The sequence below is a fragment of the Streptomyces sp. NPDC002564 genome (assembly GCF_042889645.1).
Lineage (GTDB): Bacteria > Actinomycetota > Actinomycetes > Streptomycetales > Streptomycetaceae > Streptomyces.
In genome coordinates this window covers 117,780-143,043 of sequence record NZ_JBIARE010000001.1, presented here as the reverse complement: position 1 = coordinate 143,043, position 25,264 = coordinate 117,780, and the positions used below count along the sequence as shown (strand labels likewise).

The following is a 25,264-nucleotide window of genomic DNA, read 5'->3' as shown; positions in this document are numbered from 1 at the left end:
GTCCTCCGCCGCAAGCGGCACCAGGTTGTGCGTCACGACGTCACCTCCGGGGCCTCAGTGGGCTCCGGCAGGACCGCCGGGCCGATGCGGACGAGGTCGCCGGGGCGCGCGCCGGTGTCCGACGTGACGCCTCCCCCGGCCGAGTTCAGCGGCAGCCAGACCACCCGGTCGGGCATCTGCGTGATCTGGAGCGGGAGTTCGGTCGACCCCGCGGGGCCGGTGACGGCGAGCACGTCGCCGTCCTTCACGCCCGCCTCCGCGGCGGTGGCCGCCGACACGCGCGCGTGGGCCGCGTGCCGGGTGCCGGCCAGCGCCTCGTCGCCGTCCTGCAGGCGGCCCTGGTCGAGCAGCAGCCGGTGCCCGGCGAGGACGGCCTCGCCCGCGGCGGGCCGCGGCGGCTGGGCGCCGGTCTCCAGCGGGTTGCTGGCGTGCGGGCCGTCCCAGCCGCCGAGCCGGTCCAGCTCGCGGCGCAGGGTGACCAGGTCGGGCAGGCCGAGGTGGATGTCCCCGGCGTCCGCCAGCATGTGCAGCACGCGCGCGTCGGTGGGCGCCACCCTGCGCGTCATCTGGTCCGGCTTGAGCGCGGCGTCGAACATCCGCGCCCTGCCCTCCCAGTTGAGGAAGGTGCCGGGCTTCTCGGCGACCGCGGCCACCGGAAGCACCACGTCCGCCCGCTCCGTCACCTCGCTGGGCCGCAGCTCCAGGGAGACCAGGAACCCGACCTCGTCGAGCGCCTGCCGGGCCCGCGCGGGGTCGGGCAGGTCGGCGACCTCGACGCCCGCCACCAGGAGCGCGCCGAGCTCGCCGGTCGCGGCGGCCTCGACGATCTGGCCGGTGTCGCGGCCGTAGCGGTGCGGGAGTTCGGCGACGTGCCAGGCGGCGGCGACCTCGTCCCGCGCGCGCGGGTCGGTGGCCGGACGGCCGCCGGGCAGCAGCGACGGCAGCGCGCCCACCTCGACGGCGGCCCGCTCCCCCGCCCTGCGCGGGATCCACACCAGCCGGGCGCCGGTCGCGGAGGCGGCCCGTACGGCGGCGGTCAGTCCGCCGGGCACGGCCGCGAGCCGCTCGCCGACGACGATGACCGCGCCCTCGGCGCGCAGCGCCTCGGACGCCTCGGTCCCCGCGGCCTCCAGGCCCACGCCCGCGGCGAGCGCGTCCAGCCACTCGGTCTCGGTGCCGGGCGCCGCGGGCAGCAGCGTGCCGCCCGCCTTCTCCAGGCCCGGGGTCGCGAACGTCGCGAGGGAGAAGGTGCGCTGGCCGTGCTTGCGCCAGGCCTTGCGCAGCCGCAGGAAGACGCCGGGCGCCTCCTCCTCGGACTCGAACCCGGCGAGCAGCACGGCGGGCGCCTTCTCCAGGAGCGTGTACGTGACGCCGCTCCCGTCGAGGTCCCGGCCGCGTCCCGCCACCCGGGCCGCCAGGAAGTCGGCCTCCTCGCTGCTGTGCACGCGCGCGCGGAAGTCGATGTCGTTCGTGTCGAGGGCCACGCGCGCGTACTTGCTGTACGCGTAGGCGTCCTCGACGGTGAGCCGGCCGCCGGTCAGCACGCCCGCCCGGCCGCGCGCGGCGGCGAGGCCACGGGCCGCGACCTCCAGGGCCTCGGGCCAACTCGCGGTCTCAAGGACGCCGTCCGCGTTGCGCACCAGCGGCGTGGTCAGCCGGTCCGGCCGCTGTGCGTACCGGAAGCCGAAGCGCCCCTTGTCGCACATCCACTCCTCGTTGACCTCGGGGTCGTCCGCCGCGAGCCGCCGCATGACCTTGCCGCGCCGGTGGTCGGTGCGCGTCGCGCAGCCGCCCGAGCAGTGCTCGCACACCGAGGGCGACGACACCAGGTCGAAGGGCCGGGAGCGGAATCGGTACGCCGCCGAGGTCAGCGCGCCGACCGGGCAGATCTGGATGGTGTTGCCGGAGAAGTACGACTCGAAGGGGTCGCCCTCGCCGGTGCCGACCTGCTGGAGCGCGCCCCGCTCGATGAGCTCGATCATCGGGTCGCCCGCGACCTGGTTGCTGAACCGGGTGCAGCGCGCGCAGAGCACGCACCGCTCGCGGTCGAGCAGCACCTGCGTGGAGATCGGCACCGGCTTCTCGTACGTGCGCTTCTTGCCCTCGAAGCGGGAGTCCGGGTCGCCGACCTGCATCGCCTGGTTCTGCAGCGGGCACTCGCCGCCCTTGTCGCAGACCGGGCAGTCCAGCGGGTGGTTGATGAGCAGCAGCTCCATCACCCCGCGCTGCGACTTCTCCGCGACGGCCGAGGTCAGCTGGGACTTCACGACCATGCCGTCGGTGCACGTGATGGTGCAGGACGCCATCGGCTTGCGCTGGCCCTCCACCTCGACGATGCACTGCCGGCAGGCGCCCGCCGGGTCGAGCAGCGGGTGGTCGCAGAACCGCGGGATCTCGATGCCGAGCAGCTCGGCGGCGCGGATCACCAGGGTCCCCTTGGGGACGCTGATCTCGATGCCGTCGATGGTCAGCGAGACGAGGTCCTCCGGCGGGACCGCCGCATCCCCGCCCCCGGAGGGTGCGCTGTTCGTGGTCACTGTCATGCGTTCACCTGCGCGTTTCCAGCGGGCCTGTCGGCCCAGAGGGTCGACTTGGCCGGGTCGAAGGGGCAGCCCCTGCCGGTGATGTGCTGCTCGTACTCCTCGCGGAAGTACTTCAGGGAGGAGAAGATCGGCGAGGCCGCGCCGTCCCCGAGCGCGCAGAAGGACTTGCCGTTGATGTTGTCGGCGATGTCGTTCAGCTTCTCCAGGTCGGCCATGACGCCCTTGCCGGCCTCGATGTCGCGGAGCAACTGCACCAGCCAGTACGTCCCTTCGCGGCAGGGCGTGCACTTGCCGCAGGACTCGTGGGCGTAGAACTCGGTCCAGCGGGTCACGGCCCGCACGACGCACGTCGTCTCGTCGAAGCACTGCAGCGCCTTGGTGCCGAGCATCGATCCGGCGGCGCCGACGCCCTCGTAGTCCAGCGGGACGTCGAGGTGCTCGTCGGTGAACATCGGGGTCGAGGAGCCGCCCGGCGTCCAGAACTTGAGGCGGTGCCCGGCCCGCATGCCGCCGCTCATGTCGAGCAGCTGGCGCAGCGTGATGCCGAGCGGTGCCTCGTACTGTCCGGGGCTGGTGACGTGCCCGCTCAGCGAGTACAGCGTGAAGCCGGGCGACTTCTCGCTGCCCATCGACTTGAACCAGTCCTTGCCCCGGTTGACGATCGCGGGAACGGACGCGATGGACTCGACGTTGTTCACCACAGTGGGGCACGCGTAGAGACCCGCGACGGCAGGGAAGGGGGGACGCAGTCGCGGCTGACCACGGCGGCCTTCGAGCGAGTCGAGCAGCGCGGTCTCCTCACCACAGATGTACGCGCCCGCGCCCGCGTGCACGGTGAGTTCGAGATCGAGCCCGCTGCCCAGCACGTTCTTGCCGAGGTAGCCCGCCGCGTAGGCCTCCCGGACGGCCTCGTGCAACCGCCGCAGGACGGGGACGACCTCGCCCCGCAGATAGATGAAGGCATGCGACGAACGGATCGCGTGGCACGCGATCACGATCCCCTCGATGAGGGAGTGCGGGTTCGCGAAGAGGAGCGGGATGTCCTTGCAGGTGCCCGGCTCCGACTCGTCGGCGTTGACGACCAGGTAGTGCGGCTTGCCGTCGCCCTGCGGGATGAACTGCCACTTCATCCCGGTGGGGAAGCCCGCGCCGCCCCGGCCGCGCAGCCCGGAGTCCTTGACGAACGCGATGAGGTCGTCGGGGTCCATGGCGAGGGCCTTGCGCAGTCCCTCGTACCCCTCGTGCCGCCGGTAGGTCTCCAGCGTCCAGGACTTCTCCTCGTCCCAGAACGCCGAGAGGACCGGTGCGAGGAGCTTCTCCGGGCTGGTCTCGTTGTCGATCTCGGCTGCCAAGGTCATCACTCCCCCTCCTCGGCGGCGGGTCCTGCCGGGTGCGACGGGTCGGACGCCGAGGTCTGCTGCGGTGCGTCGTGCGAGCTGAGGTGCTCTGCGGGTGCCTCGTCCTGCGGGCCGCCCGCGCGCGGGTGGACCACGCGCGGCTGCGGCAGCTCGCCCTTGGCCAGGCGCAGGCCGATCAGTGAGGCGGGTCCCGCGCCGCCGGTCGCCTCGACGGCGCCGGGCCGCTCGTCGGGGAAGCCGGCCAGGATCCGGGCGGTCTCCTTGTACGTGCACAGGGGCGCGCCGCGGGTGGGCTCGACCGGTGTGCCCGCGCGCAGGTCGTCGACGAGCTGCTTGGCGGACTCGGGGGTCTGGTTGTCGAAGAACTCCCAGTTGACCATCACCACGGGGGCGAAGTCGCAGGCCGCGTTGCACTCGATGTGTTCGAGCGTGATCCTGCCGTCCTCGGTGGTCTCGTCGTTGCCGACGCCGAGGTGCTGCTTGAGCTCGTCGAAGATCGCGTCGCCGCCCATCACCGCGCAGAGCGTGTTGGTGCAGACGCCGACCTGGTAGTCGCCGGAGGGCTTGCGCCGGTACATGGTGTAGAAGGTCGCCACGGCCGTGACCTCGGCCGTGGTCAGTCCCAGCATGTCGGCGCAGAACTGCATGCCGGTGCGGGTGACGTGGCCTTCGACGGACTGCACCAGGTGCAGCAGGGGCAGCAGCGCGGACCGGGACCCCGGGTAGCGGGCGATGACCTCCTTGGCGTCCACCTCCAGCCTGGCCCGCACATCGGCCGGGTAGTCGGGGGCGGGGAGTTGGGGCATGCCCAGGCTGACGCCCGCGCCCTGCTCTGAAGGAGTGTTGGTCACCGGTCGACGCCTCCCATCACGGGGTCGATGGACGCGACCGCGACGATGACGTCGGCGACCTGGCCGCCCTCGCACATCGCGGCCATGGCCTGCAGGTTGGTGAACGACGGGTCGCGGAAGTGGACCCGGTAGGGGCGGGTGCCCCCGTCGGACACGACGTGCACGCCGAGCTCGCCCTTGGGCGACTCGACCGCGGTGTACGTCTGTCCCGGCGGCACCCGGAAGCCCTCGGTCACCAGCTTGAAGTGGTGGATGAGGGACTCCATCGAGGTGCCCATGATCTTCTTGATGTGGTCGAGCGAGTTGCCCAGGCCGTCCGGGCCGAGGGCCAGTTGGGCGGGCCAGGCGATCTTCTTGTCCTCGACCATGACCGGGCCCGGCGCGAGCCGGTCCACGCACTGCTCGATGATGCGCAGCGACTGGCGCATCTCCTCCAGGCGGATCAGGAAGCGCCCGTAGGAGTCGCAGGTGTCGGCGGTCGGGATGTCGAAGTCGTAGTTCTCGTAGCCGCAGTAGGGCTGGGTCTTGCGCAGGTCGTGCGGGAGGCCCGCCGAGCGGAGCACCGGCCCGGTGGCGCCGAGCGCCATGCAGCCGGCCAGGTCGAGATAGCCGACGTCCTGCATGCGGGCCTTGAAGATGGGGTTCCCGGTGGCGAGCTTGTCGTACTCGGGGATGTTCTTCTTCATCTTCTTCACGAACTCGCGCAGCTGGTCCACCGCGCCGGGCGGCAGGTCCTGGGCGAGTCCGCCGGGACGGATGTACGCGTGGTTCATCCGCAGGCCGGTGATGAGCTCGAAGACGTCGAGAACGAGTTCACGATCGCGGAAGCCGTAGATCATGATCGTGGTCGCGCCGAGCTCCATGCCGCCGGTGGCGATGCACACCAGGTGCGAGGAGAGGCGGTTGAGCTCCATGAGGAGCACGCGGATGATCGAGGCGCGGTCGGGGATCCGGTCCTCGATGCCGAGGAGCTTCTCGACCCCCAGGCAGTACGCCGTCTCGTTGAAGAACGGCGTCAGGTAGTCCATGCGCGTGACGAACGTCGTGCCCTGCGTCCACGTGCGGTACTCGAGGTTCTTCTCGATGCCGGTGTGCAGGTAGCCGATGCCGCAGCGGGCCTCGGTGACGGTCTCGCCGTCGATCTCCAGGATGAGCCGGAGCACGCCGTGTGTGGACGGGTGCTGCGGGCCCATGTTGACGATGATGCGCTCGTCGTCCGACGTGGCCGCGGACTGGACGACCTCGTCCCAGTCGCCGCCGGTGACCGTATATACGGTCCCCTCGGTCGTCTCGCGGGGGGAAGCGTGTGAAGTGCTCATCAGCTGTACGACCTCCGCTGGTCCGGAGCCGGGATCTGGGCGCCCTTGTACTCGACGGCGATGCCGCCGAGGGGGTAGTCCTTGCGCTGCGGGAATCCCTGCCAGTCGTCCGGCATCATGATCCGGGTGAGCGCCGGGTGGCCGTCGAAGACGAGTCCGAAGAAGTCGTACGCCTCGCGCTCGTGCCAGTCGTTGGTCGGATAGACCGGGACCAGCGAGGGGATGTGCGGGTCGGCCTCGGGGACGGCGACCTCCAGCCGGATCAGCCGGTTGTGGGTGATCGAGCGCAGGTGGTAGACGGCGTGCAGCTCGCGGCCCTTGTCGCCGGGCAGGTGCACCCCGCTCACGCCGGTACAGAGCTCGAAGCGCAGCGCGGGGTCGTCGCGCAGCGTCCTGGCGACGCGGACGAGGTGCTCGCGCGCGATGTGGAAGGTGATCTCGCCGCGGTCCACGACCGTCTTGTCGATGGCGTTCTCCGGGACGAGGCCCTGTTCCTCCAGGGCGCCCTCCAGCTCGTCCGCCGTCTCGTCGAACCAGCCGCCGTAGGGGCGCGAGGACGCGCCGGGCAGCGTGACGGTCCGCACGAGCCCGCCGTAGCCGGAGGTGTCGCCGCCGTTGTCGGCGCCGAACATCCCCCGGCGGACACCGATGACCTCGCCGGTCTCGTCGCGCGGGGCGGGTACGCCGTTGCCGTTCAGGTGCTCGTCGTGCGCGTCGCTCACCGCAGCAGCCCCTTCATCTCGATGGTGGGGAGGGCCTTGAGGGCCGCTTCCTCCGCCTCACGGGCCGCTTCTTCCGCGTTCACGCCGAGCTTGGTGCCCTGGATCTTCTGGTGGAGCTTGAGAATCGCGTCCAGCAGCATCTCGGGGCGCGGCGGGCAGCCGGGCAAATAGATGTCGACCGGGACCACGTGGTCGACACCCTGCACAATCGCGTAATTGTTGAACATTCCGCCCGAAGACGCGCAAACCCCCATGGAGATGACCCACTTGGGATTGGGCATCTGGTCGTAGACCTGCCGCAGCACCGGCGCCATCTTCTGGCTGACCCGGCCGGCCACGATCATCAGGTCGGCCTGGCGCGGCGAGCCGCGGAACACCTCCATGCCGAAGCGCGCCATGTCGTAGCGCCCGGCGCCGGTCGTCATCATCTCGATGGCGCAGCAGGCGAGACCGAACGTGGCGGGGAAGACGGACGACTTCCGCATCCAGCCCGCGGCCTGTTCGACGGTGGTCAGCAGAAAACCACTCGGCAGTTTCTCTTCGATTCCCATGCTCTTTGACCCCTCAGACCCTTAGTCCCATTCCAGGCCGCCGCGCCGCCATACGTACGCGTAGGCGACAAAGACGGTGAGCACGAAGAGCAGCATCTCCACGAGCCCGAAAATCCCCAGCGCGTCGAAGGTGACGGCCCAGGGATAGAGGAAGACGATCTCGATGTCGAAGACGATGAAGAGCATCGCCGTCAGGTAGTACTTGATGGGGAATCGCCCGCCGCCTGCCGGCGTCGGCGTCGGCTCGATGCCGCACTCATAGGCCTCTAGCTTCGCGCGGTTGTACCGCTTTGGACCGATAAGCGTGGCCATGACCACGGAGAAGATCGCAAAGCCTGCCCCGAGGGCTCCCAGCACGAGGATGGGCGCATAGGCGTTCACGCTCCTCGCTCCTCTCAGTCGGCACTGACTGTTGGCGGTTGCGTCGGACCCGGACCCGGATTCCCATCCAAGATCGCTTACATGTGAAGCAGGTCACAAGCCCAACTGCCCCGCATCTTATGCCCGGCGGTCTGTGATCTGCGACACGGGGTACGACAACGGCTTTGTGATCTCCACCACCTGACGAAGGATCATGAAGTCGGATGAGCGGTGATCTTCGTACGCGAAGCGCCTGAGTGATCACTAGAGGTGACATCCTGGCGTGTCATGCCTGGTCGAAGGGGTGTCGCCCTATCAAGGGGTGGTACCTGCAAGCAAATTGGCGCTGGACGCGTTCGCTTGATAGGGGAGCCCGCGTTCACACTTTGGCGGCACAGGTGTGGACGGAGGTGGACGCGTGCGCCGATTCACGAGCGGGCAGGGGTCCCCCGCGGACCCGGGACGACGCTCCGTCACGAACGCCCGCGGCCTCGGTGAGGGCATGCCAAAAACTTCGGGAGATCTCAGGGATGTCTCAGCAAGATCTCAGGGAGATCCCCGGGAGGACCCTCCTGTGACCTGCGCCACAGCGGCATCTCCACCGAATAAGCCGGGCTTGGCCAACGGACTCAACGGGTGGTAGACCGAGGGCAATTCGGACGTATCGCAGAAAACCCATGATCACAGGCGTGATCGGCGCTGTCCGCATTGCCCGTTACGGCGTCAATAAAGAGCGACACGCCCGGGATTCGAGCCCGCGAACGGCAACTGTGGCGCAGCACACGTTTCTTGAAGGGAACCCTGGGTCCCTGATAGCGGTTGGTCTCATGTCCCACACCGCTCACATACCCAGCCACCGGAAGCCCCGTCGCAGCGCCTCCAAGCTCGCCCTGCGTGCCGGAGTTGCCGGTGGCGTCCTCAGCACCCTGGCAGTGGCCGCGGCGGCCGGTACGGCGAACGCGGCCGAGCCGGTGACCGAGACCATCGAGATGCCCACCCTCTCCACCGATCTGTCCGCGCAGATCGCCCAGTCGGCGGACGCCACCCAGCAGGCCGCCGACTCCTACGAGTCCCGCGCCGAGCAGGACGCGGCCGCCTCCAAGGCCGCCAAGCAGGCCAAGGAAGACCTCGCCAAGGCCGAGAAGAAGGCCGAGGCCGAGCGCAAGGCCGAGGCCGCCGCGAAGAAGAAGGCCGAGGAGGAGCGCGCCTCGCGTTCCGCCGAGCGCACGGACCTCTCCACGCAGTCCGCCGGCGGCTCCTCGACCGCCTCCGAGGCCGCCGCCCCGGCCAGCGGCAGCGTCGGCACGGTCATCAGCTTCCTGAAGGCCCAGCTCGGCGACGCCTACGTCATGGGTGCCTCGGGCCCGAACGCCTGGGACTGCTCCAGCCTCGTGCAGGCCGCGTTCAAGCAGGCGGGCGTGGACCTCCCGCGCGTCTCGCAGGACCAGTCGGTCGCCGGTACGCCGGTCTCCCTCTCCGACGTCCAGGTGGGCGACATCCTTTACTGGGGTGGCGCGGGCTCCGCGTACCACGTCGGTGTGTACATCGGTAACGGCCAGTACCTGGACGCCGCCAACCCCGGCAAGGGCGTTGTCATCCAGGACCTGTCGGGTTACCCGGCCTCGGGCGCCGTGCGCGTCCTCTGACGGCCCCTTAGAGCAACGACCGAGGGCCGGAACCCCCCTGGGGGGTTCCGGCCCTCGGTGTGCCCTGAGACGGCTCCCCAGGCGTCCTGGGTACGCCCTCGGGGTGTCCGTCAGTCGTTCTTCGGCGTCAGCTCCGCCATCGCGGACCAACCGCTGCCCTCGATCTCGGTGTTCACGATCTGCGGCACCGAGGCGATGAGCGCGCCCATCGTCTCCAGGCCGGCCTTGAAGTGGTCGGAGCCGACGTGCGCGGCGCCCGCGTCCCCGTCGGCGAAGGCCTCCAGGAGCACGAACTGGTTCGGGTCCTCCACGGAGCGGGACCACTCGAAGAAGAGATTGCCCGGCTCCGCGCGCGTGGCGGCGGTGAACGCGGCGGTCCGCTCGATCCAGCTGTCGCTGTGCTCGGGGCGGACGGTGAACTTCACTGCGATGAAAATCATGCCTTCAGCGTGCCTTGTGCCCAAAGGGTGGGGCAAATCGGGCCGCCACGGCTCTGACCTGCGGCTCGGCACCTTCCGCACGGGGCCTCCCCCGGCCCGGCCACGCCCGGCCCGGCCGCACCGGCGCGACGACGACTCCGGGCGCCGCGGAACCTCCCCGCGGCGCCCCGGGGTTCACGCCTTGGGAGCCACCTTGCTCAGTCCGTTGATGATGCGGTCCATCGCGTCGCCGCCCGTCGGGTCGGTCAGGTTCGCCAGCATCTTGAGCGTGAACTTCATGAGGATGGGGTGGGTCAGGCCGCGCTGGGTGGCGATCTTCATGACCTTCGGGTTGCCGATGATCTTCACGAAGGCGCGGCCCAGCGTGTAGTAGCCGCCGTAGACCTCCTTGAGCGTCTTCGGGTAGTTCTGCAGTGCCAGTTCGCGCTGGGCGGGGGTGGCACGCGCGTGTGCCTGCACGATGACGTCCGCCGCGATCTGGCCGGACTCCATGGCGTAGGCGATGCCCTCGCCGTTGAAGGGGTTCACCAGGCCGCCCGCGTCGCCGACGAGGAGCAGGCCCTTGGTGTAGTGCGGCTGGCGGTTGAAGGCCATCGGCAGGGCGGCGCCGCGGATCGGCGTCGTCATGTTCTCCGGGGTGTAGCCCCAGTCCTCCGGCATCGAGGCGCACCAGGCCTTGAGGACCTCGCGCCAGTCGAGCTCGCGGAAGGCCTTGGAGGAGTTGAGGATGCCGAGGCCGACGTTGGACGTGCCGTCGCCCATGCCGAAGACCCAGCCGTAGCCGGGCAGCAGCCGGTCCTCGCCGGGGCCGCGGCGGTCCCACAGCTCCAGCCACGACTCCAGGTAGTCGTCGTCGTGGCGCGGCGAGGTGAAGTACGTGCGGACGGCCACGCCCATCGGGCGGTCCTCGCGCCGGTGCAGGCCCATGGCCAGCGAGATCCGCGAGGAGTTGCCGTCGGCGGCGACCACGAGCGGGGCGTGGAAGGTGGCCGGGGTCTTCTCCTCGCCCATCTTGGCGTGCACACCGGTGATGCGGCCGGTGCGGTCGTCGACGATGGGCTCGCCCACGTTGCACCGCTCGTACAGGCGTGCGCCCGCCTTCTGGGCCTGCCGGGCCAGCTGCTCGTCGAAGTCGTCGCGCTTGCGCACGAGGCCGTAGTCCGGGAAGGAGGCGAGTTCCGGCCAGTCCAGCTGGAGCCGGACGCCCCCGCCGATGATGCGTAGGCCCTTGTTGCGCAGCCAGCCCGCCTCTTCGGAGATGTCGATCCCCATGGACACCAGCTGCTTGGTGGCGCGGGGCGTGAGCCCGTCTCCGCAGACCTTCTCCCGTGGGAAGGCGGTCTTCTCCAGGAGGAGTACGTCGAGCCCGGCCTTCGCCAGGTAGTACGCCGTCGTCGCACCGGCGGGGCCGGCTCCGACGACAATTACGTCCGCTGTGTGTTCGGAGAGGGGCTCGGTCACGGCGGGTTCTCCCCAAGGCTCGAAAACTGTGTGCCGACCGGCACGGGATATGGGCAGTCTATGAGGCGGTACTGATCAGCCAGCCGAAGGGCCACACGTGACCGAGCAGACCGAGACCCTGCCCGCGCTGCACCTCCCCGACGTGCGGCTGCGCGTCCCCACCCACGAGGACGCCTTCGTCTGGCACCGGCTCTTCGACGATCCCGAGGTCATGGAGTTCTTCGGCGGCTCGTCCGCCGAGCTCTCGATGTACGAGGAGCTGACCGCCCGGCAGCGCAGACACGACGCCGAACTGGGCTACTGCCTGTGGACGTTGCTGGACGAGACCGGTGAGCCGGTCGGGTTCACCGGCGCCCAGCCCTGGACCAGGCCGTGGGGCCCGGTCGGCGAGATCGAGATCGGCTGGCGGCTGACCCGCCGGGCCTGGGGCAAGGGGTACGCGTCGGCGGCCGCGCGGGCGACGGTGGACCGGCTGCGCGCCGCGGGCGTGCCGAGCGTCGTCGCGATGATCGTCGACGGCAACGAACGCTCGGTCGCGGTGACCCGGCGGCTCGGCATGGAGCTCGCCGAGTCGTTCGCCACTCCCCCGCGGACGCCGGGTGTCGAGTCGTCACGGCGGGTGGCCCACTGCTTCCGGCTCACCCTGTAGCGAGCCTGCAGCAAGGCTCCGGGGGGCGCGAGGGGCGGGGGCGCCGACCGCCCCCGCCCCTCGCGCGCCGCCGTCAGCCCGTGAGCCGCCAGGTGTCCAGGGCAGTGCGGTGCGTCTGCTCGCCCTGGCCCGTGGACCAGAAGTCGCCGCGCCAGGAGAGCTGGATCGCGTACTCCGTGCCGTTCTCCGCGATGTAGCTCTGGTTGAGGGCGTGGATCGTGCGGCCCACGTCGTCGGTGTACGTGTACTCCCAGATGGCGCCGGAGCGGCCCTGGAAGGTGTTCCGCTCCAGCCGGATCCGCTCGTAGTCCGATTTGTCGGAAGCGGACTTGGTGTGCTTCTCGATGTTCGTGAAGTTGCCGTACGAGGTGTAGGGCGCGTCCGTGACGACGCCGACGAGGAACTCCTCGCGCCCGGTCGTCCCCGTATAGGTGATCTGTCCGGGGCGCTCGGGGTTGACGGACTGGCGCGTCCAGCCGTCGGGCACCGCGAAGGAGAACCCTTCCGGGTCCGTCACCCGCTCGGTCCCGGCCGGCACCTCCGTCCCGCCGACCACGCCGGGGTCCGTGCTGGCGCTCGGCGACGGGGTCGGCGACGTCAGCGGGCTCGGCGACGCGCTGCCGCTCGGGCTCGGCCCCTCGGACCGGGTGACCGCGGGGCCGTCGTCCTTGCCGGCGCCGTCCGCCTTGTCGTCACCGGTGTCCTGCCAGAGCAGCACCCCGGCGGCCACACCACCGCCGAGCACGAGGGCCCCGACGAGCGTGGCGACCCAGATCCCGGATCGGCCCCGGCCGCCCGCCGCGGGCGGCTGCGGCTGCGGCTGCTGGCCGATCTGGAAGGCGTGCGGCGCGTAGGCGGAGACGGTGGGCTGGGAGTACGCGGGGGTCGGCGTGCCGACGGGCGGGGTGCCGTGGGGCGGGGTGCCGGGCGGCGGGGTGTCCGGCGCGGGCGTACCGGACGGCGGCGTGGCGGCCTCGGGGGTTCCGGCCGGCGGGGTGCCGGGCGTCGGCGGGGTGCCGGGCCGCGGCTGGTCGGGCGCGGACGAGAGGGCGTACGACGGTGCGTACCCGGGGACGGGCCCGACCGGAACGGCGCCCGGCTGTCCCGCCATCCGCAGCAGGAACGGCCCCAGCAGCGCGGCCGGGACGATCCACAGCAGCCCGAACAGCAGCACCTCCGGGACGCCGAGCCCCGCCTCCACGCTGCCGCTGCGCTCGGCCCCGGAGCCGCCGAAGCCCGAACTCCCGTCCAGCGCCTGCCCGGCCAGTTCGACGCCGATGCCGCTGAACCCCGCGAGCAGCAGGAAGAACCCGAAGAAGACCCCGGCGGCCAGGAGTTGCTCGCCGCGTCCCGCGCAGCGCCGGGCGGCGAACAGGCCGATCGTCAGCGCGCAGACCAGGCCGAGCGCCAACGCACCCACGATCGCCCAGTCGTTGGTGACGTCGCCGAGTTCGGAGAGGCCGAAGGACGCGCTCTCGCGTCCGCCCCCGTACGCCGATCCGGTGCCGCTGACCGACGCCTCCGCGCCCGCGCCCCAGCCGATGCCGAGGGCCGTGACCGCGAGGTTCGGCAGGACGAGGAACGCGACCAGGAGCGGTGAGAACTCGGTGTCGTCGAGGTCGGTGATGCGGGCCAGGTCGTCGACCTGGGTGAGACAGACGAAGGTGACGACCGCGCTGAGCGCGAGCACCACGGCCAGCGCGCGCACGGCGGCGCCCGCGGCCCGGATGACGGACTGCGCGCCGGGCCGTGCGGCCAGCCAGTGGTGCAGGTCGAGACGGTGCAACACCCCGTAGGAGACGCCGAGTCCGAGCAGCAGCGCGCCGAGCGCGGCCAGCACCGGGGACGAGGACAGCTGGATCCCCTCGATCTCGGGCTGCGCGAAGAGCGCGAGCCCGAGGACGCCCACGGTCACCAGCAGCGCGACCCGGACGGCGGCTTCGAGCCCCGACGTGCCGCCGGGCTGTCCGGCGCCGCGCGCCACCAGGCGGGTACGCAGCACGCGGACGCCGATGAAGAGCGCCACGAGGAACACCACGGTCATGGTGAGCGGGGCGAAGTGCAGCGAGGCGCTGCCCTCGGCCGCCGACGCCGAACCGTCCGACCCGAGCCCCAGACCGCCGGAGCCGCCGAGGCCGCCGGACCCGTCCAGGCCACCGGATCCGTCCAGGCCGTCCGAGCCGCCGAGGCCCGGCCGCTCCTCACGGCCCGACAACTCGAAGCCGCCGCCCACCGACTGGAGCAGCAGCGCGAGGCTGATCCGCAGCCGGTCGGTGAAGTCGACGACGGCGTCGTCGTCCTGCCCGTACGCCGGGATCGCCAGCGCGACGGACCCGATCAGCAGCAGGACGAGGGGCCACAGCGCGGCCTGCACGGAGCCGAGCCAGTCGCCGCGGAACGTCCGGCCCAGGAAGGCGCCGACGGGCGAGGGGGCGGCGGGGCCCGCCGGGGCCGCGGGCGGCGCGGGGAGCGCCGGTGCCGTGAGGGACACGGCGGTCGGGGTGTAGGCGGGCGGGGGCGGCGACGACGGCGGGGGCGCGGGGACGGCGTCCTCGGGTGCCGGGGCGGCCCGGTCGGGCGTCGCCGCGTCGGGCGTCGCCGGATCAGGTGTCGCCGGATCCGCGGGACGTTCCTTGCCGCACTTCATGCAGAAGCGGGCCTCGTCCGGAGCGGAAGCCCCGCAGTGTGGGCAGTACGACGCCATCGAATCGCTCCGTCAGTCCTAGGAGTTCACCAGCAACAGGACCGACCCATAAGCACCACATAAGGTTGCGGACGGGTCGCTACAACGGACACATCTTGCCCGGCTGCCGGTTCCCGCCGAGGCGGGATCCTTCTTCTCGACTGAAGCGTTATGCGGCGTCGTGCGCTCAGGCCTGCTTGAAGGCGCGGTGCAGGGCCACGACGCCGCCCGTCAGGTTCCGCCACGCCACCTGCGACCAGCCGGCGCCCTGCAGCCGCGCGGCGAGCGCGGGCTGGTCGGGCCAGGAGCGGATCGACTCGGCGAGGTAGACGTACGCGTCCGGGTTCGAGGACACGGCGCGCGCGACCGGCGGCAGCGCGCGCATCAGGTACTCCTCGTACACCGTCCGGAACGGGCCCCACGTCGCGTGCGAGAACTCGCAGATCACGACGCGTCCGCCCGGCTTCGTCACGCGGTACAGCTCGCGCAGCGCGGCGTCCGTGTCCTGGATGTTGCGCAGGCCGAAGGAGATGGTGACGGCGTCGAAGGTGTCGTCCTTGAACGGCAGCTTCGTCCCGTCGCCCGCCGTGAACGGCATCCAGGGGTGGCGCTGCTTGCCGACCCGCAGCATGCCGAGCGAGAAGTCGCAGGGCACCACGTACGCGCCGGCCCGCGCGAAGGGCTGCGAGGAGGTGGCGGTGCCGGCCGCGAGGTCCAGGATTTTCTGCGCGGGGCGTGCGTCGACCGCCTTGGCGACCTCCTTGCGCCAGAGGCGGGCCTGGCCGAGGGAGAGCACGTCGTTGGTGAGGTCGTACCGTTCCGCCACGTCGTCGAACATCGTGGCGACTTCGTGCGGCTGCTTGTCCAGGGTGGCTCGGGTCACCCGGCCATTGTGGCAGGCCGCTCTTGCGGACCGGCGGCGGCCCGCGCGCCCCTCAGCGGGCCCGGAAGACCAGGCGGCCCGCGATCACCGTGGCCACGCAGGTCGTCGGACCGCCGCGGACCAGGTCCTCCCGCGTGGGGACGTCGAAGACCGCGAAGCGGGCCGGGGACGTCGGGGTCAGGGGCGGGAGCAGGATCAGCGGGGCCGGGGTCAGGGACGGCGGGCCCGGGAGGCGGGGCGGGCGGTGGCCGACGGCCAGGCCCGCCCTGCGGATCGTGTCCAGGACGGGGCGGGCCCGGAGTTCGCCCGCGATCGCCACCGTGCCGTGCGCCAGGAGCCGCTGCACGCCCCGGCGCGCGCTGGCGCCCAGACGGGACGGGTCCGCGCGGAACAGGGCCCGCGCGCGCTCGCCCCCGATGGGCTCCGTGCCGAGGCGGTCCGCCTCGCGCGGGTCGGGGTGGTACGTCCCTTCCAGCAGCTCGGGGCCGTACGGGTTGAGCAGGCCCGGCGTGAGGATGCCGGGCCAGCGCCGCAGCCGCGCGCCGGGGTGCGCGGCGGCCAGTTCCTCGTACGGGCCGACGGCGGCGACGTGCGCGCCGTCGACCAGGACGGCCGTCTCCGGGGAGTGCTCGGCGACGTGCAGGGTCAGCAACGGAACCTCAGTTGGTGGCGAGGAGCTTCAGCTCCGGGTGGGCCGTGCCGCCCTCGATCGCCGTGGACGAGATGTGCGAGGCGACGCGGTCGTCGACGGGGTCGTTCGCCGGGTCGTCGTGCACGACGAGGTGCTCGTACGTCGTGGCGCGCTGGGCCGGGACCCGGTCCGCGGTGCGGATCATGTCGATCATGTCGCGCAGGTTGTTGCGGTGCTTGGCGCCGGCCGAGGAGACCACGTTCTCCTCCAGCATCACCGAGCCGAGGTCGTCCGCGCCGTAGTGCAGGGTCAGCTGGCCGGCCTCCTTGCCGGTGGTCAGCCAGGAACCCTGGATGTGCGCCACGTTGTCGAGGAAGATCCGGGCGATGGCGATCATGCGGATGTACTCGAAGATCGTCGCCTGCGTACGGCCCTTGAGGTGGTTGTTCTCGGGCTGGTACGTGTACGGGATGAAGGCGCGGAAGCCGCCCGTGCGGTCCTGCACGTCGCGGATCATGCGCAGGTGCTCGATGCGCTCGGCGTTCGTCTCGCCGGTGCCCATGAGCATGGTGGAGGTGGACTCCACGCCCAGGTTGTGGGAGATCTCCATGATCTCGAGCCAGCGCTCGCCGGACTCCTTGAGCGGGGCGATCGCCTTGCGGGGGCGGGCCGGGAGCAGCTCGGCGCCCGCGCCCGCGAAGGAGTCGAGGCCCGCCGCGTTGATGCGCTGGATGGCCTCCTCGACGGAGACCTTGGAGATGCGGGCCATGTGCTCGACCTCGGAGGCGCCGAGGGAGTGGATGACCAGCTGCGGGAATTCCTTCTTGATCGCCGCGAAGTGCTTCTCGTAGTACTCGACGCCGTAGTCCGGGTGGTGGCCGCCCTGGAACATGATCTGGGTGCCGCCCAGCTCGACGGTCTCCGCGCAGCGGCGCAGGATGTCGTCGAGGTCGCGGCTCCAGCCCTTCTTGGTGTCCTTCGGGGCCGCGTAGAACGCGCAGAACTTGCACGCCGTCACGCAGACGTTCGTGTAGTTGATGTTGCGCTCGATGATGTACGTCGCGATGTGCTCCGTGCCCGCGTAGCGACGGCGGCGGATGGCGTCGGCGGCGGAGCCGAGCGCGTGCAGCGGGGCGTCGCGGTAGAGGACCAGGGCCTCTTCGGGGGTGATCCGCCCGCCTGCGGCGGCACGGTCGAGGACGGACTGAAGGTCGGCCTTCTCGGTCACCGGGGCGTCCCTTTCGTAAGGGTTGTGGGCGGACCACGCCAGCGTACGCCAGCGGCGTCCGCCGCCCGACGCGGGCCGGTCAGGCCGCGTACGAACCCAGGAGCAGGCCCACCAGGGCACCGCCCAGCAGGAAGGGGCCGAACGGGATCGCTGTCTTGCGTCCGGCGCGGCGGGCGACGACGAGGGCCGCCCCGTACAGCGACGCCAGCAGGAACCCGGCGAAGGTGCCGAGCAGCAGCACGCCCCAGCCGTACCAGCCGAGCACGGCCCCCAGGGACAGGGCGAGCTTCACGTCGCCGAAGCCCATGCCTGCGGGGCTGATGAGGAACAGCACGAAGTACGCGCCGGCCAGCGCGAGCGCCCCGTAGAGCGCGCCGAGCCACGAGCCGGCCCGCTCGGGCAGGAACGCGACCGCCCCGAGCAGCGCGAGCGCGGCGCCCGCGAGCGGCAGCGTGAGCACGTCGGGCAGCCGGTGCACGGTGAAGTCGACCAGGGCGAGCAGCACGCCGAACGGTGCCAGCAGGAGCCAGGCGCCGAGCTCGGGCCGGGTGCCGGTGGTGGCCGCGAGCGCGGCGCACACGAGGGCGGTGGTGACGACGGTCCCCGAGGTCCGCGGCCCGTACCCGCCGCCCCCCGGGCAGCGGGCGGGCCCGACCCACGAGGTCAGGGGGTGGCCCTGCGGGGTCTCGGTCCGCCAGGGCTCCTCGGGCGGCACGGACAGCCGGTAGGCGGCGCGCGGCACGAAGAGCCCGGCGAAGGCGCCCCAGAGGGCGCCGCCGAGGATGAGGAGGGGCAACAAGGCTTACGGCTTCCGTCGGGGCGTCGGCTGGTTCCGGACGGCCTCAGCCGGCCGCCGTCAGGCCGCTGCGCCAGGTCGGCAGCAGCTCGTCCAGCAGGGCTTCGGTGCGGGGCGGCAGCCCGCGGGCGCCGCTGCGGGCGACGAGGTCCGCGGCGACCTGCCGGAGCCGGGCCGGGTCCTCGGTGGCGTGGGTGGCCCGCAGCAGTTCGTTCCACAGCCGCTCGTCGCCGGGCGCGGAGCCCAGCGCCGCGTCGAGCGCCTCGATCGCCTTCTCCGCGCGCCCCTTCTCCAGGTGGAACTCGGAGAGGGCGAGCCCGATGTCGGCGACGAGCAGCGGCAGCTGGGCGTCGATGATCTCGTGCGTGAGCCAGCCGTACCGCCCCTGCGGCCGGTCGGCGAGCAGCGGACCGCGCACCAGGACCAGCGCGTCGGTGAGCATCCGGCCGCGCACCGCGCGGTTGCCGGCGCCGCGCCCCTGGGTGGCCTCGTGGTACAGCGAGCGCAGCACGTCCAGGTCGGAGACGACGGACTGGGCGAGCGTGAGCCGTCCCGTCCGGTCGGCGCGCAGCCGGGGCGATCCGTCGGGCTCGGTGCCGAGCCACTCGCGGAGCCGCTCGACGAGCGCGTCCCGCACGTCGTCGGTGACGCCGCGCGGCCACAGCGCGGAGGCCAGCACCCGGGGGTGCACCCCTTCGCGGTGCAGGAGCAGCAGGGCCAGCGCCTCGTGCAGCAGCGGGCTGCGCTCGCCGTCCGGGGTGTCCAGGCCGATGATCTCGTACGTGCCGACGAGGCGGGCGTAGACCGCGGGCCGTCCCTGCTCGGTGACGTCGACGAGGAACGGCGGGGCGGCGCCCGCGGGGCCGTCGCCGGGGCCGGTGGGGCCGGTGGGGCCGGTGCCCGCGGTCGCCGGGTCGGCCTCCGTGAAGAGCCGTACGACGGCGCGCTGCTGGGCCTCGGGCAGCGACTGCGCGGCCAGCTCCAGGCCGAGCAGCGGGGCGAGGAGCTTGCCCTCGCGGGTGATCTCCATCTCCCAGGCGGCGCCGGGCAGGTCACCGGACTCGGTGCCGACCAGGTAGCCGATGCCGAGGCGGCTCGCGTCGGCGGCGAGCTCGGCGAGCTGCACGGCCTCCTCGGCGCTCGGCTCGGCGGCCAGCAGCACGAGGTGCGGGGCCCAACGGGTGTGCTGGGCGGGGCCGGTGCGGCCGGTGAGCACGGAGTCGTGCCCGGCGGCGCCGAGCGCCCCGCGCCGCTGCCGCGTCTCGGCCTCCATGGTCTCGATGAGCGCGTCCACGTCCTCCAGGTGCCGCAGCCGGTTGGGCGCGAGCGGCGTGAGGTCCTGGCCGAAGCCGACGACGGTGATGGTCATGCGGTCCGACCAGCCGTTGGTGGCGAGCTCGGCGGCGACCGAGGCGAAGACGGCCGCGCGGTCGGCCGCGCTGCCGCTCAGCGAGACGATGCCGGGCACGGACTCCAGGTTGAGGAGCAGCCGCGAGTCGTCCAGGGTGCCGAGGCACACGAGCCCCGGGTAGGGCGCGGCGGTGTCCACGTCCTCGTACCGCTCGGCGTCGGTGCGCGCGAGCACCCAGAACGTCTGGTCCTGGCCCAGCTGCCAGGGCGCGGGCGGCCGTCCCGCGGGCTGGGCGAGCTGCAGGTGCAGGTCGCCGTTGCTCAGCCATGCCGCGTACACGGTCGGCAGGGCGCGGTTCTCCTGCGCGAGCGCGGCGGCGAGGCCGCGCAGCGACAGGTCGAGCAGGCGTACGCCCTCGGGGTCGGCGCCCACGAGCAGCGCGTCCTGCGCGGCGGCGGCGGCCCCGGTCGGGGTCGGCGGCTGCATGCCGCCGCGCCCGCCGACCGCGCCCATGGCCGACTGCCACAGGGCGTGCCGGCGGCGCCGGCCGAGCGCGCCGAGCAGACCGGCGGCGAGGAGGGGCGCGCCGAGGAGGGCCTCGGGGAGGCCGAAGTCGAAGCCGGCGGCGTCGGCGGCCTGCGCGGCGGGCGTCTCGGCGGCGTCCGGGGCGTGCGGGGCGGCGGGCTTCTCCGGGGTGGCGGGGCGCTGTTCGGGCAGGACGATGTGCGCGGTGTCGCGGTCGACGGAGCCGCCGCCCCGCTCCTGTCCGCCGCCCTGCTCCTGTTGTCCGCCGCCCTGCTCCTGTCCGCCGCTGCCCTGGTGGTCGCCGGTCCTGGAGTAGTCGGAGATCTGCTCCTGGACGTCCTTCGACACCTCGGGCGCCTCGTCGGGCATCTCGACGAGCTCGCCGCCGTGCGCGTCCGCGGGCATCTCCATGATCCAGCCGGGCCGGATCAGGCTGGCCTCGGAGAGCCGCGAGCCGTCGGGCTGCTCGCGGTCCTTGTTGAGCTGGTAGATCTCCTTGTACCGGCGGCCGTCGCCCAGGTGCCGCTCCGCGACCTCCCACAGGGAGTCGTGGTGGCGCCCCTCGGGCGGCTGGATCCGGTAGAACTTCGTGTCGCCCGCCTTGGCGCCGCCGTCGGCGTGCGCGGCGGCCAGGTCGGCCTGCGCGGCCAGCGCGTCGGCGGCCAGGGCGGCCTGCTGTTGCTGCTCCTGGCCGAAGAGCCCCGGGGTCTGCTGGGCCGAGGCCGCGGAGGCGGGCTTCTGGTTCCCCTCCAGGGACTGCCCGAACTGCGAGAGACCCGGCGCGAAGCTGGCCGCGGTGGCGCCCACCAGCAGGACGGCGGCGACGAGTTGCCGCGCGAGCATCTGGCTGCCGCCGGCCCCCGGCACCCGGCCCGGGATCCCCACGCCGGAGAGCGCGGCCCTTATCTCCACGAGCACACAGGCGGTGAACTGCGCCCAGGCGAACCAGACGACGACGGTCAGCACGTTGATGAACGTGCTGACGGTGATCTCCTGCTGCAGCCAGTCCAGCGAGGGCGCCCCGCCCGGCAGCGGCCATCCCACGAAGACCACGAGGGCCCCGGGCACGCCGACGAGGAGCACGGCCAGCGCGACGAAGGCGAAGAAGGCCTTGACGAAGTCCCCGACGGTACGGCGGCGCCGCGGCAACGGCTGCGGCGTCCGGTTCCGCGGGGACTGCGGGTTCGGCGGACTCGTCGAGCGTGAGGTGGTGCGCGCCATGGCGGGTGTCCTGGTGTCCTGTGGGGAGGAGTGGGTGGGTGGAGTTGGGTGGGTGGAGTGGAGGGTGGGGTGCGTGGGTGCGGTGCGGTGTGCGGGTGCGGTGCTGTGCGGTGCGCGGGTGCGGTGTGCGGGTGCGGTACGAGGGGAACGGCGGTCGGGTGAGCGTACTGGGGTGACGGTGGTGATGGTACGTAAGGGTCCGGAGGTCAGACAGGGGCGGACGCGGAGCCGACCGCCCGGTTCCTCCCCCCTCGCCCGCAAAGGCCCGCTTCACTCTCCACCCGACTCCGACCGAATCCGACCGACTCGGCCCGCCGAGCGCCCTGCCCTCCCCCGCATCCGACGACTTAGGGAAGGGCCGGGGCGGGGCGGGAGGGTGCGCGTCACAGTTCCGGTACGGATGGGGAAGGGGGAGGGAGGTGGGGTGAGAATTGGGGGGCAAGCAATCCTTGGGATCCAAGGACCCAAAGGACCCCAAGGACCTCAAGGACCTCAAGGACCTCAAGGAATCCAAGGGACCTGAGGGGATCCAAGCGGCCTAAGGGACCTAAGGGGGACAAGAAGATGGGCAGCAAGGGCAAGAGCGACCTCACGATCCCGCTCACCGACCTGGAGGACTACGGCAGCCGCCTGCGCTCCGTCAAGGACCGCATGAACCGTACGAAGAAGACCTTCGAGTCCTACAAGGACGACATCGGCGACGGCGGCGTCTACGACTCCCTGGAGGACTTCGAGTCCAACTGGGAGGACGGCCGCGAGGACATCGGCCAGCAGCTCGACCAGCTCGCGGAGCTCTCCGACGCGGTCGTCCGCGAATTCAAGAAGCTGGACGACGACCTGGCCAAGAAGGTCAACGACGCGGTGAAGATGGACCAGCGCAAGGGCGACGGGAAGAAGGGGGACGGGGGCGGCGGCAAGTAGCCGCGGTCACGGCCGCGCCCGGGCCAGCGGGTTCTCGAAGCCGGCCGTCTCGACGACGTGCCGCAGCAGGCTCCGGTAGGCCTCACGGCGTTCCACGGCCGGGGTGCTCAACGTGAAGACGGCCAGGCGCGTTCCGTCCGGGTGCGGCAGGTGGGCGTGGAGCTGCAGGAGTTCCTGTGGGCACGGTCCGCTGCCGGGTGGCGGAACACGGACGGTCTCGCTGAGGGTGACGGGGCCGCACGGGAGGCCGTCGACGTATTCGATACGGCTGTGCGGAGGCTGCTCGCCGGAGGTGACGGCTCGGGCGGCCGTCACGGTGGGCGGGGCGGGGGCGATGTCCCGCCAGGTGAGGGTGAACAGGGAGAGCAAGGTCCGCGCGGTGCCGCCGGACGGCCCTGGGTCGTCGGCCAGGCCCTGCGGGCTATCCGGCTCATCGGAGTCATCCGGGCCATCCGGGTTATCGAGGCCATCCAAGTCGTCCCTGTGCAGGCCGATCGCGCAGTGGGCGGTGCCGACTTCGCCGAGAGCCCTCAACAACTTCTGCCCTTCGGCAACTTGAGCGAGCAGTATCCGCCGGTGCGTCGCGTCCGGCGCGGAATCCAGGACCGGCGCGAGGAGGGCACGCAGTTCGTCGTGGGGCGGGGACGGTCGGGGCGCGAGGAGGACGTTCAGCGGAAGCGCGGTGAAGCCGGGCGGTTCGGCGAACCAGATGACGGCTTCGGGATCCAGGGCGGATTCGTGCAGCGTGAAGGAAGGGGTGCTCACGGGGAGGGCCTGCTTTCGGCGCGATCAGCGGATCAGGGGTGGGCGGGACGGATGCCGACGCGTCGTCCTCGTTCGATGTCCTCGGGAGTGGCACCCCACTCCGCGAAGGTGCGGTGCCCGCCGTCCGTACTCATCTGCTGGCGCAGGACGTGCATGCGTCGCGGAGCCTCTGCGCGAGGTGTGGAGGCGGCGATGAGACCGGCGAATCGGGGGTCGCCGGCGAACCAGACCACCTCGATCTGCGCCTTCAACTCGGGTCTGGCGCGGGAGGCCATACGACGGCTCCACCACTCCGTGCGGAGGTGCCGGCCGAAGACCAGGGGGAGGCGCTGTTCAGGGCGACCGGGGTTGGGGAACTCGAACCAGCCGTACTGGTTGCCCGACACGTCAGGTCGCTTGGTCAGCCCATGCGGTACGCCTGGCAACACCTGCCAGGGATAGGTGCGCAGAATACGCCGCATCTGTAAGGCAGGAGGCAGGTAGAACGCCTGGATCACGGCCCGGTAAGCGGAGTAGACCAGCAAGGGGACGAACGCGAACGAGAAACCGGGAGACAGAAAGCCGATCAACACGGCCAACAGCGCAAACCAGGCGGCAATCCACCCCAAGAGACCAATTCCGTTCATGATCAAGTGCCGGATCCAGGAGCGCCTTGTCGGCTTGTGCTCCCATGCGGTGGAGCAGTGGATCGGATTCATGAGGCCTTCCTTCTGGGTGTCTTCCGGGCAAGATGACGAGTTCAGGAGAGGGCATGACGGAAGAGACTCACGGTTCCGGCTCCCTCGAGGCCAAGCCGTGCACCGTCGATGCCGGTTGCAGCACCTTTTTTGACGCCGTTTTCGTCCGCATCCGTCAGGCTGTCCACCAGCCCGAGTCCTGCGGTAACCACGCCGATCGAACTTGAAGTCGCCGCTACCGCCTTGGCCCCCTTTTCCGGATTACTGGCACCGCGCACCACGTACCTGACAAGAGGGTTTTCCAGCGTCGAAATGCTCCGCGCCTGCTCCATGGTCTGGATACCGGCAGCGGACAGCCTCTGGCCGAGGGTGAGAACCTCGGCTCCTGAGCGAGCGGCATTACCGGCACTCCGGGCCCCGAGCGCTACGGCTCCGAGACCCGGCAGTGCGCCCAGGGCGTCACCTCCCAGAGTGACCACGTTGCTCCAGAAGTACGCGTCGAGCTCACCTTTGGTCAGGCCGTCCTTCAACGACGCCCACAACTCAGGGTCCAGCGACAGCCGCAACCCCAGCGCCCCCGCGCTCAGCCCCGAGCACACCAGCATGAGCGCGGCAACGACCCCCGCTCCCAGCGGGCCCGCGAGGAGGAGGGCCACCAGGCCGATGACTCCGGCGGTGGCGGCGAGGATGTCGGGGAGGTTCTCCTCGACCCAGTCCATCGCGCCGTCGAACCAGCCCGGCTCGTGCGGCGCCAGCCGTTCCGTCGCGTCGCGGATCCGGCCGGCCCGGTGCCCCGCCTTCTCCTCGTGCTCGGCCGCGAGGTCCCGCGCCCTGCCCAGGATCCGGTCCAGCTCCGCCTGGGCGTCCTCCACCCGCCCGTCGGCGCGGGCCAGGGCCTTCTTCGCCTCGTCGTGGCGCCCGCCCTTCCGCTCCAGGTCGAGGTCGTCGCCCGCGGCGGTCGCCCGGCCCTGCGCCGCCTTCAGGGCTTCCCGCGCCTCCCTGGCCAGCACGTCGAGACGCTTGGCGCGGGAACGGAAGTCCTCCAGTTCACCGTGCCAGTGGTGCAGCTGGCGCGCGGCTCTGGACAGGGAGTTCGCGGCGTTCCGCAGGTCCTTGGGCAGGCGGCCGTCCTTCAGCCGCTCGCGGAAGGCGACCGCGGCGTCACCCTCCCAGTAGCTGCCGTCCAGCAGCTTCGTGACCACGCCGTGGGTGTCGTCGAGGACCTTGGCGCACTCGATGAGCCGCCGGTGCAGGGACCGCACGGTGTGCGGGTCGCCCGGGGCCGGGTCGAAGCCGAGGGCGGGGTAGTCGTCGCGGGCCGGCTCCCGCGTCACGCCGTGCCCCCGCTGCCGCGGCGGCCCCCGCGTCCGCCCTTCGCCGCCGCCTTCTTCATGGCCTCTTCCAGCGCCTTGTCGACTTCGCGGTAGCTGTCCTTGCTCGCTGCGATGATCTTCGCGAGGTCCTCGGTCTGCTTGCCGAGCTGCTCGGCGCCGTATTTCAAGTCGGCCTGGAACTCCTCGCAGGCGCGGTCGAGTTCACCGGAGCCGAGACCGGTCGCGGTGGCGCTCCCCAGAACCTTGCGAAGACCCTTCAGGGAGTCGTTCGACCGGGTCAGCAACCGCATGAAGCGGTCCAGTTCAGTGCCGTCGACGCGCAATGTGGCGGCCATGGTGTTCGTACCCT

At 71.6% G+C, this 25,264-nt stretch carries 22 protein-coding genes; 3 read left to right on the top strand and 19 right to left on the bottom strand.

Going from position 1 to position 25,264, the window contains the following annotated elements; all coding sequences use genetic code 11:
- Positions 1-32 precede the first annotated feature (32 nt).
- The 7 genes from ACFYXE_RS00710 to ACFYXE_RS00680 are packed head-to-tail and all read right to left on the bottom strand — an operon-like array spanning position 33 to position 7,725.
- Entirely contained in the window at positions 33-2,543 is a 2,511-nt protein-coding gene (locus ACFYXE_RS00710; protein WP_389307684.1) for an NADH-quinone oxidoreductase subunit G, read from the bottom strand.
- On the bottom strand, positions 2,540-3,901 hold the full coding sequence (gene nuoF / locus ACFYXE_RS00705; protein ID WP_361165477.1) for an NADH-quinone oxidoreductase subunit NuoF: 1,362 nt from the start codon (positions 3,899-3,901) through the stop codon (positions 2,540-2,542). Before nuoF ends, ACFYXE_RS00710 begins: the two co-directional genes overlap by 4 nt.
- On the bottom strand, positions 3,901-4,707 hold the full coding sequence (nuoE, locus tag ACFYXE_RS00700; RefSeq protein ID WP_389309423.1) for an NADH-quinone oxidoreductase subunit NuoE: 807 nt from the start codon (positions 4,705-4,707) through the stop codon (positions 3,901-3,903). The genes nuoF and nuoE overlap by 1 nt, the downstream gene beginning before the upstream one ends.
- Positions 4,708-4,748: 41 nt before the next feature.
- Complete coding sequence (locus ACFYXE_RS00695) at positions 4,749-6,071, bottom strand: NADH-quinone oxidoreductase subunit D (protein ID WP_389307681.1); 1,323 nt, start codon at positions 6,069-6,071, stop codon at positions 4,749-4,751.
- On the bottom strand, positions 6,071-6,793 hold the full coding sequence (locus ACFYXE_RS00690) for an NADH-quinone oxidoreductase subunit C (protein WP_389307679.1): 723 nt from the start codon (positions 6,791-6,793) through the stop codon (positions 6,071-6,073). The genes ACFYXE_RS00695 and ACFYXE_RS00690 overlap by 1 nt, the downstream gene beginning before the upstream one ends.
- Positions 6,790-7,344, bottom strand: coding sequence for an NADH-quinone oxidoreductase subunit B family protein (locus ACFYXE_RS00685; RefSeq protein WP_361165465.1), 555 nt, complete (start codon positions 7,342-7,344; stop codon positions 6,790-6,792). The genes ACFYXE_RS00690 and ACFYXE_RS00685 overlap by 4 nt, the downstream gene beginning before the upstream one ends.
- A gap of 21 nt (positions 7,345-7,365) precedes the next feature.
- Positions 7,366-7,725, bottom strand: coding sequence for an NADH-quinone oxidoreductase subunit A (locus tag ACFYXE_RS00680; RefSeq protein ID WP_003992243.1), 360 nt, complete (start codon positions 7,723-7,725; stop codon positions 7,366-7,368).
- Positions 7,726-8,531: 806 nt separating this feature from the next.
- On the opposite strand from ACFYXE_RS00680, the gene ACFYXE_RS00675 reads away from it, so the two are divergent.
- Entirely contained in the window at positions 8,532-9,350 is an 819-nt protein-coding gene (locus tag ACFYXE_RS00675; protein WP_389307677.1) for a C40 family peptidase, read from the top strand.
- A gap of 110 nt (positions 9,351-9,460) precedes the next feature.
- Here ACFYXE_RS00675 and ACFYXE_RS00670 read toward each other — a convergent pair whose 3' ends face one another.
- Positions 9,461-9,790, bottom strand: a complete 330-nt coding sequence (locus ACFYXE_RS00670) for an antibiotic biosynthesis monooxygenase (protein WP_361165459.1) — start codon at positions 9,788-9,790, stop codon at positions 9,461-9,463.
- Positions 9,791-9,964: 174 nt separating this feature from the next.
- Positions 9,965-11,251 (bottom strand): geranylgeranyl reductase family protein, encoded by a 1,287-nt coding sequence (locus ACFYXE_RS00665; RefSeq protein WP_361165456.1) that lies wholly within the window; start codon positions 11,249-11,251, stop codon positions 9,965-9,967.
- 97 nt (positions 11,252-11,348) lie between these two features.
- Between ACFYXE_RS00665 and ACFYXE_RS00660 the strand changes: the two genes are divergently transcribed.
- Positions 11,349-11,900: a GNAT family N-acetyltransferase gene (locus ACFYXE_RS00660; RefSeq protein ID WP_389307674.1), complete on the top strand. Its 552-nt coding sequence runs from the start codon at positions 11,349-11,351 to the stop codon at positions 11,898-11,900.
- 73 nt (positions 11,901-11,973) lie between these two features.
- Here the strand turns inward: ACFYXE_RS00660 and ACFYXE_RS00655 are convergent, their stop codons facing one another.
- From ACFYXE_RS00655 to ACFYXE_RS00630, 6 genes are all read right to left on the bottom strand, one after another.
- Complete coding sequence (locus tag ACFYXE_RS00655; protein ID WP_389307672.1) at positions 11,974-14,604, bottom strand: zinc ribbon domain-containing protein; 2,631 nt, start codon at positions 14,602-14,604, stop codon at positions 11,974-11,976.
- A gap of 166 nt (positions 14,605-14,770) precedes the next feature.
- Positions 14,771-15,466, bottom strand: coding sequence for a demethylmenaquinone methyltransferase (locus tag ACFYXE_RS00650; RefSeq protein ID WP_389307670.1), 696 nt, complete (start codon positions 15,464-15,466; stop codon positions 14,771-14,773).
- 52 nt (positions 15,467-15,518) lie between these two features.
- Entirely contained in the window at positions 15,519-16,118 is a 600-nt protein-coding gene (locus tag ACFYXE_RS00645; protein ID WP_361165447.1) for a hypothetical protein, read from the bottom strand.
- Positions 16,119-16,125: 7 nt separating this feature from the next.
- Complete coding sequence (gene mqnC, locus ACFYXE_RS00640) at positions 16,126-17,325, bottom strand: cyclic dehypoxanthinyl futalosine synthase (RefSeq protein WP_361165444.1); 1,200 nt, start codon at positions 17,323-17,325, stop codon at positions 16,126-16,128.
- 79 nt (positions 17,326-17,404) lie between these two features.
- Entirely contained in the window at positions 17,405-18,124 is a 720-nt protein-coding gene (locus ACFYXE_RS00635) for an A24 family peptidase (protein ID WP_361165441.1), read from the bottom strand.
- Positions 18,125-18,167: 43 nt separating this feature from the next.
- On the bottom strand, positions 18,168-21,218 hold the full coding sequence (locus ACFYXE_RS00630; RefSeq protein ID WP_389307667.1) for a BTAD domain-containing putative transcriptional regulator: 3,051 nt from the start codon (positions 21,216-21,218) through the stop codon (positions 18,168-18,170).
- Between the two features lie 564 nt (positions 21,219-21,782).
- Between ACFYXE_RS00630 and ACFYXE_RS00625 the strand changes: the two genes are divergently transcribed.
- A complete protein-coding gene (locus tag ACFYXE_RS00625) occupies positions 21,783-22,139 on the top strand; it encodes a hypothetical protein (protein WP_389307665.1) in 357 nt (118 codons plus the stop codon).
- A gap of 6 nt (positions 22,140-22,145) precedes the next feature.
- On the opposite strand, the gene ACFYXE_RS00620 is transcribed toward ACFYXE_RS00625, so the two are convergent.
- The 4 genes from ACFYXE_RS00620 to ACFYXE_RS00605 are packed head-to-tail and all read right to left on the bottom strand — an operon-like array spanning position 22,146 to position 25,250.
- On the bottom strand, positions 22,146-22,904 hold the full coding sequence (locus ACFYXE_RS00620) for a hypothetical protein (RefSeq protein ID WP_389307663.1): 759 nt from the start codon (positions 22,902-22,904) through the stop codon (positions 22,146-22,148).
- A 32-nt stretch (positions 22,905-22,936) separates the two neighbouring features.
- Positions 22,937-23,602 carry a hypothetical protein gene (locus ACFYXE_RS00615; protein WP_389307661.1) on the bottom strand — a complete coding sequence of 222 codons (666 nt, stop codon included), beginning with the start codon at positions 23,600-23,602 and terminating at the stop codon, positions 22,937-22,939.
- Between the two features lie 41 nt (positions 23,603-23,643).
- Positions 23,644-24,915 (bottom strand): putative T7SS-secreted protein, encoded by a 1,272-nt coding sequence (locus ACFYXE_RS00610; protein ID WP_389307659.1) that lies wholly within the window; start codon positions 24,913-24,915, stop codon positions 23,644-23,646.
- Positions 24,912-25,250, bottom strand: a complete 339-nt coding sequence (locus tag ACFYXE_RS00605) for a hypothetical protein (protein WP_389307657.1) — start codon at positions 25,248-25,250, stop codon at positions 24,912-24,914. The genes ACFYXE_RS00610 and ACFYXE_RS00605 overlap by 4 nt, the downstream gene beginning before the upstream one ends.
- Between the last annotated feature and the right edge of the window lie 14 nt (positions 25,251-25,264).